Origin of the sequence: Streptomyces ipomoeae 91-03 (genome assembly GCF_000317595.1) — a bacterium.
GTDB lineage: Bacteria > Actinomycetota > Actinomycetes > Streptomycetales > Streptomycetaceae > Streptomyces > Streptomyces ipomoeae.
This window is the reverse complement of record NZ_AEJC01000366.1, coordinates 15,840-30,789: the sequence shown is the minus strand read 5'-3', so window position 1 is coordinate 30,789 and position 14,950 is coordinate 15,840. Positions and strand designations below refer to the sequence as shown.

The 14,950-nt window shown below is 70.4% G+C and carries 12 protein-coding genes and 2 pseudogenes; 5 read left to right on the top strand and 9 right to left on the bottom strand.

Annotated features, from left to right (window positions below):
• Positions 1-81: 81 nt before the first annotated feature.
• Together STRIP9103_RS23400 and STRIP9103_RS23395 are read right to left on the bottom strand one after the other, a co-directional pair.
• A complete protein-coding gene (locus STRIP9103_RS23400; protein WP_048820827.1) occupies positions 82-1,074 on the bottom strand; it encodes a Gfo/Idh/MocA family protein in 993 nt (330 codons plus the stop codon).
• Positions 1,075-1,148: 74 nt separating this feature from the next.
• A complete protein-coding gene (locus STRIP9103_RS23395) occupies positions 1,149-1,364 on the bottom strand; it encodes an NDP-hexose 2,3-dehydratase family protein (RefSeq protein ID WP_078614021.1) in 216 nt (71 codons plus the stop codon).
• A gap of 128 nt (positions 1,365-1,492) precedes the next feature.
• On the opposite strand from STRIP9103_RS23395, the gene STRIP9103_RS23390 reads away from it, so the two are divergent.
• On the top strand, positions 1,493-2,281 hold the full coding sequence (locus STRIP9103_RS23390) for a sialidase family protein (RefSeq protein WP_009320475.1): 789 nt from the start codon (positions 1,493-1,495) through the stop codon (positions 2,279-2,281).
• A 106-nt stretch (positions 2,282-2,387) separates the two neighbouring features.
• Here the strand turns inward: STRIP9103_RS23390 and STRIP9103_RS23385 are convergent, their stop codons facing one another.
• Positions 2,388-3,623 carry an IS701 family transposase gene (locus tag STRIP9103_RS23385; RefSeq protein WP_009320523.1) on the bottom strand — a complete coding sequence of 412 codons (1,236 nt, stop codon included), beginning with the start codon at positions 3,621-3,623 and terminating at the stop codon, positions 2,388-2,390.
• 60 nt (positions 3,624-3,683) lie between these two features.
• Positions 3,684-4,784, bottom strand: a pseudogene (locus tag STRIP9103_RS23380) (pectate lyase family protein); the annotation flags it as partial.
• Between the two features lie 899 nt (positions 4,785-5,683).
• Here STRIP9103_RS23380 and STRIP9103_RS46970 point away from each other — a divergent pair.
• A complete protein-coding gene (locus tag STRIP9103_RS46970; protein ID WP_078614020.1) occupies positions 5,684-5,992 on the top strand; it encodes a hypothetical protein in 309 nt (102 codons plus the stop codon).
• Here STRIP9103_RS46970 and STRIP9103_RS23375 read toward each other — a convergent pair.
• The 5 genes from STRIP9103_RS23375 to STRIP9103_RS23355 form a co-directional block, all read right to left on the bottom strand.
• Entirely contained in the window at positions 5,984-7,225 is a 1,242-nt protein-coding gene (locus STRIP9103_RS23375) for a vanadium-dependent haloperoxidase (protein ID WP_009320492.1), read from the bottom strand. The two genes, STRIP9103_RS46970 and STRIP9103_RS23375, sit on opposite strands and share 9 nt — an antisense overlap.
• A gap of 177 nt (positions 7,226-7,402) precedes the next feature.
• Complete coding sequence (locus STRIP9103_RS23370; RefSeq protein ID WP_009320493.1) at positions 7,403-8,389, bottom strand: ABC transporter substrate-binding protein; 987 nt, start codon at positions 8,387-8,389, stop codon at positions 7,403-7,405.
• A 38-nt stretch (positions 8,390-8,427) separates the two neighbouring features.
• Positions 8,428-9,234, bottom strand: coding sequence for an amino acid ABC transporter ATP-binding protein (locus STRIP9103_RS23365; RefSeq protein ID WP_181810972.1), 807 nt, complete (start codon positions 9,232-9,234; stop codon positions 8,428-8,430).
• Positions 9,235-9,242: 8 nt separating this feature from the next.
• A complete protein-coding gene (locus STRIP9103_RS23360) occupies positions 9,243-10,280 on the bottom strand; it encodes an amino acid ABC transporter permease (RefSeq protein WP_009320545.1) in 1,038 nt (345 codons plus the stop codon).
• Positions 10,281-10,357: 77 nt separating this feature from the next.
• Entirely contained in the window at positions 10,358-11,554 is a 1,197-nt protein-coding gene (locus STRIP9103_RS23355) for an LLM class flavin-dependent oxidoreductase (protein ID WP_234022271.1), read from the bottom strand.
• Positions 11,555-12,095: 541 nt separating this feature from the next.
• On the opposite strand from STRIP9103_RS23355, the pseudogene STRIP9103_RS49120 reads away from it, so the two are divergent.
• From STRIP9103_RS49120 to STRIP9103_RS23340, 3 genes and pseudogenes are all read left to right on the top strand, one after another.
• Positions 12,096-12,308 (top strand): annotated as a pseudogene (locus STRIP9103_RS49120) (amino acid ABC transporter permease); the annotation flags it as partial.
• A 331-nt stretch (positions 12,309-12,639) separates the two neighbouring features.
• A complete protein-coding gene (locus tag STRIP9103_RS23345) occupies positions 12,640-13,209 on the top strand; it encodes a winged helix-turn-helix domain-containing protein (RefSeq protein WP_009320541.1) in 570 nt (189 codons plus the stop codon).
• Positions 13,210-13,222: 13 nt separating this feature from the next.
• Positions 13,223-14,452 (top strand): acyl-CoA dehydrogenase family protein, encoded by a 1,230-nt coding sequence (locus STRIP9103_RS23340; RefSeq protein WP_009320488.1) that lies wholly within the window; start codon positions 13,223-13,225, stop codon positions 14,450-14,452.
• Positions 14,453-14,950: the final 498 nt, after the last annotated feature.

Here is a 14,950-nt window from a genome sequence, read left to right as displayed (position 1 = left end):
CAGGGCCTGTGAGGCACGCTCCGGAAGCACTGTCGCCACCCCTGTCGGGGCCTCCCGGCATCAGCGCCGTGCGCACACCCCCTACGTGCGCACTGTCACCGTTGTCGCCCGCGCGGCGATCGCGTCGACCAGCCCGGCCTGCCGGAGCGAGAGATCGGCGTATGTGTCGCGCCCCGTTCCGTGCCGCACTGCGGCGGTGAACGCCCGTACCACGTTGGCGAACTGGTGGTCCGGTTCAAGGGGGAGCTCCCGACTCCCGTCCGGCCCCTCGATCCGCACCACGGGACGGTGGTCGGCGGGCGGGGTGAAGGCTCGGTCCAGGATCAGCCGTCCCGTGGCGCCGTGCAGCTCGTACGCGCAGGCGTAGGCGTGTTCCATGCCGAAGGCGATCCTGCCCACCACCCCCTCGGGGGTGTGCAGCAGTGCGTTGCCCGACAGCACGGCACCACCGCGGGCGTCCCGGCGCAACACAGCGCCCGCCACCTCCAGATCTGGGCCCAGGAAGGACAGGGCCGCGCGCACGGGGTGAACGCCGACGTCCAGGAGCGCGCCGCCGCCGGTCGCCGGGTCGTAGCGAATGTCGTCCGCGGGCCGCGGCGGGATGGTGAACGTGGCGGAGAAGGCGCGTAATTCACCGATCTCGCCACCGTCCAGCAACGCCCTGACCCGCGCGTGCTGGGAGTGGTGCGTGAACATGAAGTTCTCGAACAGCACCAGCCTTTGGGCGCGGGCCCGCGCGACGAGCGCGGCCGTCTGCGCGTGGCTCGCGGTCAGCGGCTTCTCCACCAGCACGTGGTGTCCCGACGCGAGCGCCCGGTCCACCCACTCGGCGTGCAGCATCGCGGGCAGCGGAATGTACACCGCGTCGATGTCGGACCGGGCGAGGAGTCGTTCGTAGCCGCGGACGGGTGCGCAGCCGAAACGCTCGGCGAAGCTCGCCGCTTTGGCTGCACTCCTGCTCGCCACAGCCACCAGCGCGATATCCCCGTCGGCCACGAGAGCCGGCAACATGTGGCGCCGGGCGATATCGGCACAGCCCAGGACACCTAGGCGCAGGGGGCGCGGATGCCTCATGATCGTCGCTCCGGAGGTCACTGCGTGCGGGAGGGTGTGGACGGGGCCGGCGGACGAAGCCGGCGGATCACCGGTCACAGGGTGTGCAGACAGGTGATGAGGGTGCGCAGCTCGACGTTGAGGTAGTTGCTGTGTCGCAGCAGCGCGGAAAGCTGTCCCAGCGTCACCCACAGGAAGTCCGGGGGCAGGTGGGGCAGGTCGCTGTCCAGCACCTCGACGACACGGTAGCGATTGAGGGCGTGGTGGAACCGGCCGCCCTCCTCCGAGTGCACGGCGTCGTAACGGGTCAGCCCCCCACCGGGGACGAGTTGATCGAAGCCGGGCGGACGGCCAGATCTGCTTCGCCCCGGCCGCGACGGTTCATCAAGGGCGGCGGCTGCTGGCCGTCACCGTCGGCCCGGCCGCCGACCGCGCCTTCGTGCCGCGTCAGCTGCCCGAGCGGGCACCGGAGCCCTGGTACACCGGCGGCCGCAATCAAATCCGTATCTACCGCAGTCCGCAGCGCGGCCCGGTCCGGCTCGACGACGGGCACCTGGTGCCCATGCCCGCGGGCACCATCGACGCGACGGGCGCCTGCCTGGTCTCCGACGGGACCAAGCTGAGGCTGTGGTTCAGTGCCCGGGCCCAGGACGGGCCCTGGCAGATCTGCCAGACCGTCAGCTGTGACGGCGGATGCACCTGGCGTGAGCCCACCCTCGCCCTGGCCCCCGACCCCGCGCACGGCAGCACCCAGGGCATCCACGTGCTTTTGCCCGCGGTGCTGCGCCGCCGGGACGGCTGGTGGATGTGGTACGCCGGGCACGACGGCCAGCACCGGCGCATTCACCTTGCCCGCTCCGACGACGGCGTCACCTGGCAGCGCCACCAACTCGCCCTCGGTCTCGGCTCCACCGGATCCTGCGACGCGTACGCCGCGGACTGCCCTGCCGTCACCGAACTGCCCGGCGGGGGCCTGCTGATGGTCTATGGGGCCGGTACCTCCCGCTCGCTCGCCGCCGCCGTCTCCGACGACGGGCTGCGCTGGCACAAGCTCGGCCCGGTCCTGCATCGCGGCACCGCTGACGCCCCGGACACCCGCTACGCCTTCTACCCGGCCCTCCTGCCCACCGGTCACGGCACAGCGGAGCTGTACTACGCCGGCGAGGACGACACCGGCCGCTGGCAGGTCATGACCGCCGGCAGCGTGGACCTAGTAGGGCTTGGTTAGGTTGGGACCGGCGTGTCGTATCGGGTCCAGGGTCTTCGGCAGGTGGGGCATGTTCCTGCCCAGCAGACGAGGAGGACTTGGAGCTCGGCCACAACCTGGTAGGTCGTCAGGCCGTGGCCGCTGCTGGCGGGCACAGCCGCTCCAGGGTGCAGAACGCCTGCGCCACCGAGGCCAGGGTGACGTGCCGCAGGAAGCCGTTGAAGGTGCGGCCTTCGAAGTGGCCCAGTCCCAGGGCGGTCTTCAGTTCCCGGTAGTCGTGCTCCACCCGCCAGCGGATCTTCGCCGCACGCACCAGGTGCCGCAGCGGGGTGTCAGCCGGCAGGGTGGACAGCCAGTACTTCACCGGCTGTTCCTCCCCGGCGGGCCACTCGGCCAGCAGCCAGCACACCGGAAGGTCCGCGCCCCGGTGCGCCCGGCGCAGGCGGACCCCGGCCGGGCGCACCCGCAGTGCGGCGAACCGCGAGCGCAGCGGCCCCTTGGAGCCCTGGCGCCAGGTCACCCGGTGCAGGGCGCCGCGCCCGATGCCCAGGACCAGCTCGCGCACCGCGACGGGCTGGTCCCGGTAGCGCACAACGGGCTTGCGGCCGGTGCCCGACCAGGCAGGGGCGGTGCGCGTGACGGTCTCGGGCAGGACCGCGGTGTCCGAGCGCGCCCCGACCACGTAGGCGATGCCGCGCTCGGTCAGCGCCTCGCGGAAGGCCCCGTCCTGCCCGTAGCCCTCGTCGGCCACCACCAGCGGCGGCTCCAGGCCCCAGCAGCGCAGCTCGTCGACCATGTCGACGGCCAGCTGCCACTTCTCGGCATGCCCCACGCCGGCGGGGATCCGGGCCCGGCGCCGCCTGTGCTCCGCCCGGCCGGCCTCCTCGGCGGCCGCGGCGGCCGCATCCCACGCGGCCGGCAGGAACAGCCGCCGGTTCACCGGGCAGGAGGCGGCATCGGTGACCAGGTGCACGCTCGGCGCGACCTGGCAGTTCGCGGTTTTGCCCAACGCCCCGCAGTACTGCGCGGCCACGCCCGGGGAGGCGTGCCCGTCCTTGGGGAAGGACACGTCATCGACCACCCAGGCATCCGGGCGGATGACCGGCTCCATCCTCCAGGCCACCTCGGCCAGCACCATCTGGTGCGACCACGGGGAGTCGGCCAGGAACTGCTGCAGCCCCTGCCGGTCCACCCCCAGCCGGGCCGCCATCGGCTCCATCGACTTGCGCCGCCCCTCGCCGAGCAGCCCCCGCACATACCGCTCGCCCCACCGCCGCTGGTCAACCCGCCCCAGCGGGGCGAACACCTCGGCCGCGAACGCCGCCAGCCGGTCCTGGGCCTCCACCAGCTCCTGCGGGGTCATGGCCCTCACCCCCGCGAGGCCGACACGCTATTCCCCATCCAAGATAACCAAGCCCTACTAGCACTTGCCGTCCGACACCAGCAGACCCTTGCCGGCACCCGCTGTCCGGCTCACGATGTTCGGCACGCAGCCGGTCGCATCGGGGGTGTAGGAGTACGGGATGCTGACCGTGGTGTTGGACTGCGGGTTCGGGCCGGCCGGGTGATTCTCGCTGCCGGGGCTGGACCAGGTCACGTTGTCGAAGGTGTTGCCGCTGACCTGCCAGTAGCCGGCCGCGTCGGTGTAGAAGGTGCCCAGGACGTCCTTGGAGTCCTTGAAGTAGTTGTTGTCCACCTTGGCGCGCGCTCCGGCCCGGGAGTTGATACCGGACTCGTTGAGGCGCAGGTAGTGGTTGTTGTACATGTGGGCCGTACCGCCACGCAGCAGGGGTGCGCGGGAGTCGATGTTCTCGTACAGGTTGTGGTGGTACGTGATGAAGCCGTTCGAGAGGTCGCTCTCGCTGGACCCGACGAGGCCACCGCGGCCGGAGTTGCGCAGGGTGCTGTAGGACAGGGTCACGTACTGGGTGTTGTCCTTCATGTCGAAGAGGCCGTCGAACCCCTCCGACTCCCCACCCGACGCTTCCAGGGTGACGTGATCGACCCAGACGTTGCGGACGTTGCGCTCCATGCCGATGGCGTCACCGCCGTTGGACGTGGGGGAGCCCGACTTCTTGACGTTCCGGACGGTCACGTTCTGGATGATGATGTTGCGGGAGTCGCGGATGTGGATGCCCAGCTGGTCGAAGACGGCGCCGCTCCCCACTCCGATGATCGTGACGTTGCTGATCTCCTTGAGCTCGATCACTCCGGCGGCGGTGTTGCAGCTGGCACCCGACACCTTGCTGGTGTTGCCGTGGTTGATGGTCCCCTCGACCTGGATGGTGATCGGGGTGCTGCTGCTGGCCCGGCCGCACAGGGCCGCGTGGATCGCGGTTCCCGTGGTGGCCCGCACCGTCTGGCCGCCCGCGCCGCCGGTGGTCCCGCCGTTCTGGGTCGCGTAGCCGGTGACGCCACCGGTCGCCGCCGACGCCTCGGGCATCGACAGAACCGCACCGGTCGCGGCAGCCAGGGCCACCGTGGCCAGCGCCGCATGGAGTCGCAGCGCGACTGGTCTTTTCATCCTCGCCTCCCCATTCGGTTCATTCGTCTTCCGTCTTCGTTCGTCCTCGAAGGCCGGGTGTTGCCGCTCGATGCCGTGGCCGTTCCGGCAGACCGTCGAGGCCTTCAGCGCCAACCGCGAGCACCGCGGTGCCGCACACTGCAACGCGTTCAAGAACATGAATGGTCCGGACGACCCGGTACGGCATCAGAGCCCGAAGAAAGCGCTTTCCCGAAAGGTAGGTTCCTGCCGTGAGCACGTCAACATACGTGCACTTGATCGTTGTTCACCGACATGAACCACTTCGCGGTGAGGATGAGGGCGACGGTCAGTTCTCCGCGAAGGCCCGGACTCCCTTACGGAGTGCGGGCCTTCAGCATGCTGGGCCGACGTCGGCCGGTGATGGAGACCGACGTCGGCGTGTGCTGGAGCCGTGCCAGGCGCCGGGGTGCAGGCCCTGCCGGCCGGGGTCGGCTCGCCCCGGGGTGGTCCCTTCCACCGGCGGCATGTGGCCGGTGACGGCTGGGACACTGGTGCCGGCCCTCGGGCTCGTCGATGGCCCGGGCGGTCCGGGCACCGTCCGGCAGCGGAACATCCGCACGACAAGGCGTTTCCGCTGCCCTGAGTCACGGGGCTGTCCGGACGGCGGACGCCCTCACGATGGCACGATCACAGGGCTGGGCCGCCCGCCGTGTCTTCGTTCGGTCCCTACTTGTCCGCGGCTCATCTCACGCATGGGCGCATACGCGTCCGGAGCGCGAGCGCCGTCACGGGCGCCGACGGCGCACGGCCTGCTGGAGCGCTGGGAAAGCCCGGCTCACCGGGGGCGAATCCGGACAAGCGGCGCACGGTTGGACACGGCCGCGTTCGCAAGGTCGGCTCTCGACGGGCACCTCACTCCTGCTGGTGACGCCGACCGTGTGACTCCGGTCCGGCCGACCGAGGTTCCGCGACCGCGCGGAGATGGCCGCGCGAGCCTCCTGGCCCGCGCGGAGTCCCGCTGGGGCCTCCGCCACGACCGCCTCGACCACCCGCAGCGCGACGACGCGTCCTGGTTCCACCACCTCGATCCGCACAAGTCCCGCACCGGCGCGATGAAGTTCACGGCGGGCGGCCCTGGCCGCCGCGACGACGGACTTCGACGCGGACGTCAGGGCCTGTGCGGCGCGGGCGCTGTGACCGCGTCCTACCGTGCCGTGGGTCCTACCGTGACGCCGGTCCTACCGTGAGCCGAGGAGACGGCCCGCGTTGCGCAGGACGTACCGGGCGACGTTCTTGCCGAGCGTGATCCCCGCCTCGTCGGCCGAGCGGGTGTGGATGCCCGAGAAGACCCGGGCGTCCACGTTCTCGTCCGAGAGCTGCCTCCACGTGGTGTACGTCCTGGTCACGCCGGGGGCGGTGGGGCTGGTCAGGTCGAACGGGGCGGTACGCGGCCCCACGAGCGCCGACAGCACGGTCTGAGCCGCGCCCGAGTAGGTGTTGTGGCCGCTCGGGTAGTCCGGGTGCGCGGGGGTGGTGTGCAGCGGTGTCCAGCCCGGGTCGGGGTCGATGGTGCCGGTGCGGATCGCCGTCACGGGACGCCACCGCTCGTAGGCGTATTTGCTGTCGGAGGTCGCGATCTGCGTGTCCACCAGCGCCACGTGGAACAGCGCGACCAGCCGCGCCTGCCCGGCGATCCCCTGGTCCGTGCGCGAGAGCGCCACGCGCAGCGGCTCGGTGTAGAGGGTGAGGGAGGAGCCGAGCCAGAAGGTGGCGGTCTCGGTCTGGTGGGTGCTGCGTGCCGTGCTGTCGACGGCGCCGTACGCCCGCACCTCCGCGAGGTCGGCGGCGTAGCGGCGGGAGTCGAGGGCGGGCGGCGGGCCGAGCCGGAACTGGCTCTGTGTCCTGAGCAGGAACGGCTTGGCGAGGCGGTTGCCGTACTGGGCCGCCGGAGCGTAGGTGGGTGGCGTCGGCTGCCACACGCCGGGCGCCGCCGGTCGTACGGGATAGGGCGCGTTGACGGAGGCGGGGTCGAGGCCGTCGCCTTCCCTCGATGCGAGGACGAGGTCCGCCTGCCGCTCCCCCGCCGCGACGCCGCGCTCCTCCGCCGGGCCGTCGGGGATCGCGTCGAGGCTCTCCCTGTACGTCGCGTCGAGCTGCTCGGTACGGCTCGGGACCAGTGTCACCAGTGCGCGGTGTACGGCCGCCGCGAGCGCCGCCTCCTGGTACGGGCCGCGCTCCACGCCCGCCGGTACGCCGCGGGTGGCTCGGGCTGCGGCGAGCCAACTGATGGCCCAGGTACGGCTGTTGGTGATCTGGGTCGACGCCCCGGCGGTCGCGATGGTCTCGGCCGTGGCGTCGTACCAGGTGAGCGCCGTGGCGGTGCGGTCGGCCGCGGTGGCCTGGGGTACGGCGACGGACGCGGTCAGCAGCGCCGTCGCACCCAGGGCGACGAGGGCGGGGCGGGTTCTGAGCGGACTCACACGTTCTCCTTCGGTTTCGGTGAGGTCAGCGAGAGCGGTGTGGAGCAGGCCCCGCGCGCACGCAGGATCGGCACCACGGTCGCTCACGGCGGGGACGGTCGCTCACGGCATAGTGCCGGGTCGCCCGCATGAAAACCCGGGACGCGGAGATCACACGGCCTCCGCGTCCCGGGTCGGCTACTTGTTGGTCTTGGGCAGGCCGGGCGGGTTGATCTCCGACTTGGTCACGGCCTCGTCGGACAGACCCCAGCGCTGCAGCACCTTCGCGTACGTGCCGTTCTCGATGACATGGTTGAGCGCGTCGGCGAGCGGCTTGACCAGGCCGCTGTCCTTCTTGGTGGTGGCCGCGATGAGGCCCTGGAGGGTGGCGCCGGCTCCGGAGTAGGTGCCGACGACTTCCGTCTTGCCGGTGGTGGCCGCGTGGTAGGCGGCGGTCGGGTTGGGGCCGAGGTAGAGGTCGATGCGGCCGGACTGGAGGGCGAGGTAGGTGTCGCTGTCGTTCTGGTAGTACTTGATGTTCACCGGCTTGCGGCCGGCCTTCTCGTTCTCCTTGCTCCACTCGATCAGCAGCTTCTCCTGGTTGGTGCCGCTGCCCACGGCGACCGTCCTGCCCGCCACGTCCTCGGGCCCGGTGATCTTCAGGCCGCTGCCCTTCTTCGCCTCGAAGCCCAGGTTGTCCTCGCGGTAGGGGGCGAAGTCGTACTTCTCCTTGCGTTCCTCGGTGACGGTGATGTTGCTGAAGCCGACGTCGTACTTGGCGCTGTCGAGGCCGACGAAGATGTTCTCCCAGGAGACGGTGTTGATGTGCGGCTTGAGGCCGAGAACGTCGGCGACCAGGTAGGCGATGTCGGGCTCGACGCCGATGACGGTCTTGTTGTCGGTGGCGTAGAAGGTCAGCGGCGCGGCGGAGCCGGAGGAGTCGACGATCTCCAGGGTGCCTCTCTTGCGGATCCTCTCGGGGACCTCGGCGGCTATGGAGTCGACCTTGTCCGTGGTGACGCGGTGCTGGTCGGGGCTGATGTTGATCTTCGTCGTCTTGCCGCCCGATGTGGCCGCGACCTCGGTCGTGCCGCCGTCGGAGGGGTTGCCGCAGGCGGCGAGGACGAGGGCGGTGGCGAGTCCGAGTGCGGCTGCGGTGGTGCGGCGGGTGATCGAGGTGGACATGGTCGTGCTCCTTGCGACGGGAATGGGGTGAGGGTTGGTCAGAGGACCTTGGAGAGAAAGGCGCGGGTGCGCTCGTGGCGAGGATGGTCCAGGACGGCCGCGGGCGGCCCCTGTTCCACGACGACTCCGCCGTCCATGAACACCACGGTGTCGGCGACCTCACGCGCGAAGCCGATCTCGTGGGTCACGACGATCATGGTGGTTCCGGTGCGGGCGAGGTCCTTGATGACGTCGAGGACCTCGCCGACCAGTTCCGGATCGAGCGCCGAGGTGGGCTCGTCGAAGAGGAGCACCTTGGGGTCGAGGGCGAGTGCGCGGGCGATGGCCACGCGCTGCTGCTGGCCGCCGGAGAGCTGCCGTGGGTAGGCGTCGGCCTTGTCGGCGAGGCCGACCCGGTCGAGGAGCCGACGGGCTGTCTCCTCCGCCTCCTTGCGCGGACGGCGCAGAGCGGAGACCGGGGCCTCGATCAGGTTCTCCAGCACGGTCAGATGCGGGAAGAGGTTGAAGTTCTGGAAGACGAACCCGATGTGGGTGCGCTGCTTGAGAACGTCCTTCTCCTTCAGCTCGTGCAGCTTTCCCGCCCGTCGCCCACCGCCACCCTCAACCGAGGCCCTTCGGGCCGCCCTTCTGTCTTCGGAGCGGCGGTAGCCGATGAGTTCGCCGTCGATGCTGATCCAGCCGCGGTTGACCTTCTCCAGGTGGTTGATGGTGCGCAGCAGCGTGGACTTCCCGGAGCCGGACGGGCCGAGGATCACGGTGACCTCGCCGGCGCGGACCTGCAGGTCGACGCCCCGCAGCACCTCCAGCGGGCCGAAGCTCTTGTGGACGCCGCGGACGTCCACCATCACGTCACTCATCGGCTTTCTCCCACAGGTCCCAGGGTCTTCAGGGGTACGACGGGCCGGTTCCGCTGGACAGCCGCCGCGCGAAGGGTGCGTACGGAGCGCCGGGCGCGCTGGAGCGGGGTGGGCGGCGGGGTGCGGTTGGCGCCCCGGGCGTAGCGGCGCTCCACGTAGTACTGGGCGACCGACAGGACGGAGGTCAGCACCACGTACCAGGCGGTGGCGACCAGCAGCAGCGGGATCACCCGGCCGTTGCGCCCGTAGATGACCTGTACCTGGTAGAACAGCTCACCGATGGACATGACGTAGACCACCGAGGTGCCCTTGAGCAGGCCGATGATCTCGTTGCCGGCCGTGGGCAGGATGGCGCGCATGGCCTGCGGCAGCACGATCCGGCGGATCTGGCGCAGGCGCGGGATGCCGAGTGCCGCGGCGGCCTCCAGCTGTCCGTGGTCGACGGCGATGACGCCGCCGCGCACGATCTCGGCGGCGTAGGCGGCCTGATGCAGCGTCAGCCCGATGACAGCGGCGCCCATGGTGCCGATGACGCTGTTGCTGTCGACGGACCAGAACACCGGCCCGAAGGGAATGCCGAAGCCCAACCTCTCGTACAGCGCGCTCAGGTTGAACCAGAACACCAGCTGGACGATCATCGGGATGGACCGGAAGATCCAGATGTAGGTCCAGGCGACGGTCTGCAGCAGCGGGCTGCGCGACAGTCTCATGAAGGCCAGCACGGTGCCGAGGAGGAAGCCCAGCACGGTGGCGTAGGCGGTGAGTTGGAGGGTGACCCACACCGCCTGGACGATCGTCTCGGACAGGACGTAGTCGCTGAAGACGCCCCACTCCCAGACCGGGTTGGTGACCAGACCATGCGCAAACTGGGCGACCAGCACGGTCACGGCGACGGCTGCCGCCCACCGGGCGTAATGGCGGGCGGGAACGACCTTGAGTGTTGTCGGGTCGTCCGGGGCGGGTGGAGCTTTGGGCCCGGTGTCCGGGGAGGCCGCGCCGGGTGGCGCGGAGGCGGAGTCGGTGGTGAGTCCCATCGTGGCGTTCCTGCTCGCTGGTTACTTGTGCTCGGGCGGGTTGATCCGCGACGCGTCGATCGCGGAGGCGGTGGTACTCACCGAGGAAGGTGGTCCGGGAGGCTGGCTGGGCCGTCCGGTGGCACAGGCCGTTGATGGTCGACATGATCACGTCGATGCGGCCCGGCTGGAGCGCGGTGAGCGTCGCCCCGCTCGGCGTCGCGCTTGGCGACCTCCTCGCGGACGAGCGGGATCACGTACCGGCCGAAGTCGATGGCGTCGCCCAGCAGGTCGTAGCCGCGGGCGGAGAGGATGTCGACGCCGAGGTCGTAGTAGTCCAGCAGCGCCTGGGCGACCGTCTCGGGGGTGCCGACCAGGGCGTTGGAGTTGCCCGCGCCGCCCGTCGCGGCGGCGGTCGGCGTCCACAGGGCGCGGTCGTAGCGCTCCCCCGCCTCGGCGATGGCGATCAGCCGCTGAGAGCCGGTGTTCTCCGGGGCGCCGCTGCGGTGGTGTCGTACGAGTCCGGCTTCGCGCCGCTCCCGGATGGCGCCGACCGTGCGGTGGGCCTTCTCCCAGGCCAGCTCCTCGGTCGGGGCGATGATCGGGCGGAACGCGACCTGGATGCGCGGCACGTCGGTGCGGCCCGCGGCCTTCGCGGCGGCCTTCACGTTCTCGATCTGCTCGGCGGTCTTCGCCAGGGGCTCGCCCCACAGGCAGTAGATGTCGGCCTCGGTGCCCCCGGCGGCGTACGCGGCGGGCGACGAGCCGCCGAACGAGACGTTCGGGCGGGGCTGTTGGACGGGGAAGACGTCGCTGACGAAGTCGTGGAAGCGGTAGTGCTCGCCCTCGTGGTCGAAGGGCTCGTGGGTGGTCCAGATCTTCTTTACCAGCTGGATGTACTCGCGGGTGCGGGCGTAGCGCTCGTCCTTGGTGAGGGTGTCGCCCTCGCGACCCTGCTCGTGATCGTTGCCACCGGTGATGAAGTGCACGGTCAGCCGGCCCTCGCTGATCTGGTCGAGGGTGGCGAAGGTCTTCGCGGCGAAGGTCGGGTAGGAGACGTTGGGCCGGTGGGCGAGCAGGATCTGCAGACGGTCCAGCCGGCTAGCGATGTACGCGGCGGCCGGCGCGGGATCCGGGGATCCGGAACCGTAGGCGAACAGCACCCGGTCCCAGCCGTGGTCCTCGTGGGCCCGGGCGAGCCGGAGCGTGTACTCCTTGTCGAAGGCGGCGCCGGAGCGCGGGGTGGTTTCGGAGCCGTCGTTGGTGGCGGCGATGCCGAGGAATTCCACGGGCATGGGAGTGGCCTTTCGGAAACGACCGCACGCGGGCATGGCGGAATGGCCGTGCGTGCGGGCAGGAGTGACGGTCCGTCAGAGAGACGGGGCGGTGCGGGCGTGACGACGCCGGGCGTCGAGAGAAGCAGAGTTGCGGCAGCGCGCGTGTTGAAGAGAGAGCTCGGCCCGCGACGGGGTCACCGAGGGAGGGAAGGGCCGGTCAGACGGCCCGCTGCCGAGTCAGGCGCGACACGCGGCGGACCACACCCGACCGAAGTCGATGTGGTCGCGCGAGACCAAGCGCTGCTGGGCATTCATACGATCAATTGAGCAGTACATCGTGCTCCTCGTCAAGCAGCGCCCGGATGCCGGACCGTCTCGGCCGACCCTCCCAACGCCTTGTTGACACCTCCGCGTTGTGAGCACCCTCGATCGATGACGGACCGGCTCCGCCCCGCGCGACAGCCCCTCCGGACGCGTTGAGGGACGCGGCGAATGTGACGACACCGGGCCCCGGCCGCGACGCACCCGTGTAGCGCCTGTCACGAAGCCCCCGGAGCCGGCGGGCGCGGTGCCGCGCACGCCGAGTTGGGGTTATGTGTGGATCCTCCGGTCCACGCCGCTGCTGATGCAGCTGCTGTTCCGGTTCAACATCGGCGCCCTCTGCCCGACGCTCGGCCTCGGTCTCCCATTCGGCCCGCAGTTCATCACCGTCAAGGTCAAGACGGTCAACCGTCTCCGTCGACTCCGGCCAGACCGAGCCGGCGTCACGCTCTGGTACATCGAGGTGACCGGTGAGCGGCGCCCCCGCCAGTCGGGCGCCGGCCGAACCGTAAACTGTTCCCTACTTTCCCTATTGAATTACTAGGAAAGCCTTGACGGTGGTCGGCACGGATGCGCAGGATGATGCACATGTCCCGTACGCAGCAGCGACTCGTTCGTCGTCGGCATGTCGACTTTGGTCACGTCGTCAGCGCCGCCTGCTGTCGCGCGTAAGGCACGCGGCTCACACATCCGCCCGTGCCGCTCCGCTCCTCCTTTCCCCGGCGATCAGGCGCCTTCACCCACCGCGCCCGACGGCCCGACACCTCTGAGGGACAACCGCCATGACCACGGCACTTCCGGCCCAGGCCACTCCACACGATCCGCCGCACTTCGAAACCCGCCACCTTCGCCTGGTGGGCGACACCGCGCAGAGCGGTGCCGGGGGACACGCTTCCTCGCCACTCGTCGGTTATCTCGTGCTCGTCCCCGAGGGCACCGATCTCGCCGAGCTCTTCGTCAAGGACAGGCCCCGACCTGAGATCCGACCTGTCGTCACCACGGGCTCGGCTCATCCCCGGCAGAGGGGAGACGACGTCGTCCGCATCGATCCCGCGCGCCATGTCGCCGAGGTGGACGGACGCGAACTCGACCTCACCTACCTGGAGTTCGAGCTGCTGGCCCATCTCGTTCTGCATCCCCACCACGTGCACTCGCGCGATCGGCTGGTGGCCGCCGTCTGGGGCTACGACCACATCGGCGACGGCCGAACCGTGGATGTCCACATCGCCCGTCTGCGCCGCAAGCTGGGCAAGGCTCACCGGCACCGCATCGTCACCGTACGACGCGTGGGCTACAAGTACGTGCCCGACCAGCAAGAAGGCCCCAACACCACGCCTTGCCACCGACCTTGAGGAGACCATCGCCATGGGCGTTGCCACTGCGCCGTCCGGCCCCGCCTCGGAATCCGACCGGACCGGGCCCGGCCGGGCGCACTGGCTGCGCGTGGCCCGCGAGGCGGCGGACGACCTGGCCACGGACGCGGTGGCGCGGGAGCAGGCAGGCAAGGCCCCGTTCGACGAGGTGTCCCGGCTGCGTGAGGCAGGGCTGCTGACGCTCCTGGTACCGGCCGAGTCCGGAGGAGGCGGCGCGGACTGGTCCACGGCCTACGCCGTTGTCCGGGAGATCGGCGCGGCCGACGGCGCGATCGGTCAACTGCTCGGCTGTCACTACTTCCTGTCGTGGAGCGCCCGCTTCTTCACGGAGCCCTCTCTCGCCGCCGAGGCCGAGCGGCAGTCGGCGGCGGGGCAGTGGTTGTGGGGTGGCGGTTTCGCCCGTCAGGAACCGCCTCTGACAGTGACCAGGACAGCCGCCGGCCAGGTACTCGACGGCCGGCAGAGCTACGCCACCGGGGTCCTGGTCGCCGACCGCATCGCCGTGCGGGCCGTGCGAGCCGACACCGGCGAACCACTCGCCGTCGTCGTCGATCCCTCCCATCACGGCGTGCGCGTCGACGGCGACGCCGACGCCTTCGGCCAGCGGCTCGCGGCCGGCGGAAGTGTGGAGTTCGACGCCGTGCCGGTGGCCGCCGACGACGTACTCGGCTCCCTGTCCGCGGACGAGGACGTCCTGTCGCCCCTGGCCGCCCTGGCCTCTCCGGTCGGGCGTCTCGTCTCCGTCCAGCTCCTTCTCGGCATGGCCGAGGGAGTGCTCGCCGAAGCCCGTGAGTACAGCAGGACGGGCCACACGCCCTGGCCCCCCGCCTGGCCGGTCGGCACTCCCCACGACCCGCAGGTGCTGACCGCCTACGGAGAACTCACCGTCCTCACCCGCTCCGCGTCCGCACTCACCGATCAAGCACTGGAAGCCGTGTCCGGCGGGCTGACACGCGGCGAAGACCTCACCTACGACGAGTACGCGGACATCTCCGTCCTGGTGGCCATGGCCGAAGCCGCCGCGTCCAGGGCCGCGCAGGAGTCCACCACCCGCGCCCTCGACATCATCGGCACCCGCTCCACCTCCTCGCGGCTGGGCTTCGACCGCTTCTGGCGCAATGCCCGGACCCACACCTTGTACGAGCCCGTCGCCCACCGGCTCCGCGATGTCGGGGACTACTTCCTCAACGGTGCCCACCCTCCCTTCGCCCTGCCCGCCTGACCGAAGCCGGTGATGTGTCCGCGTTGACCCACTCCCCGGATGCCTGGGTCAACCCGTGACGTAAACCAGTGACACGCTGGGCCACTCGCCTCCGATCCCGAGAAGTGAGATGACGGCGTCCATCATGTGAACACCCTCTTGGGGTGGGCGCCGCCTTCTGCCACGATCCCTATCAACCGGGTAGGAAAACTAGGGAACTGTGGGGTGTGGCCATGCGAACGCTCGACCGCACAGTCCGGTTGCTGCCCCTCCTGACCTGGCGTCGTCACATCGACTTCGGCCGTACGTCCAGTGCCATCTGTCGGCCCGTCTGAGATCTCGCCAGAACCGACACCCTTCGGCTGACGCGCCGCCCGCACCCGCCGTCCGCATGCCTCAGGCGCGGCTCGGCGGTGACAGACAGGCGCGACATCCGCTCCCCCCACGATCCACTCCTCAGCCCGAGACGGCATCGCTGCTGCCGAGGGCCGGCGAGTGGAGTGTTGGTGCGTGCCCATG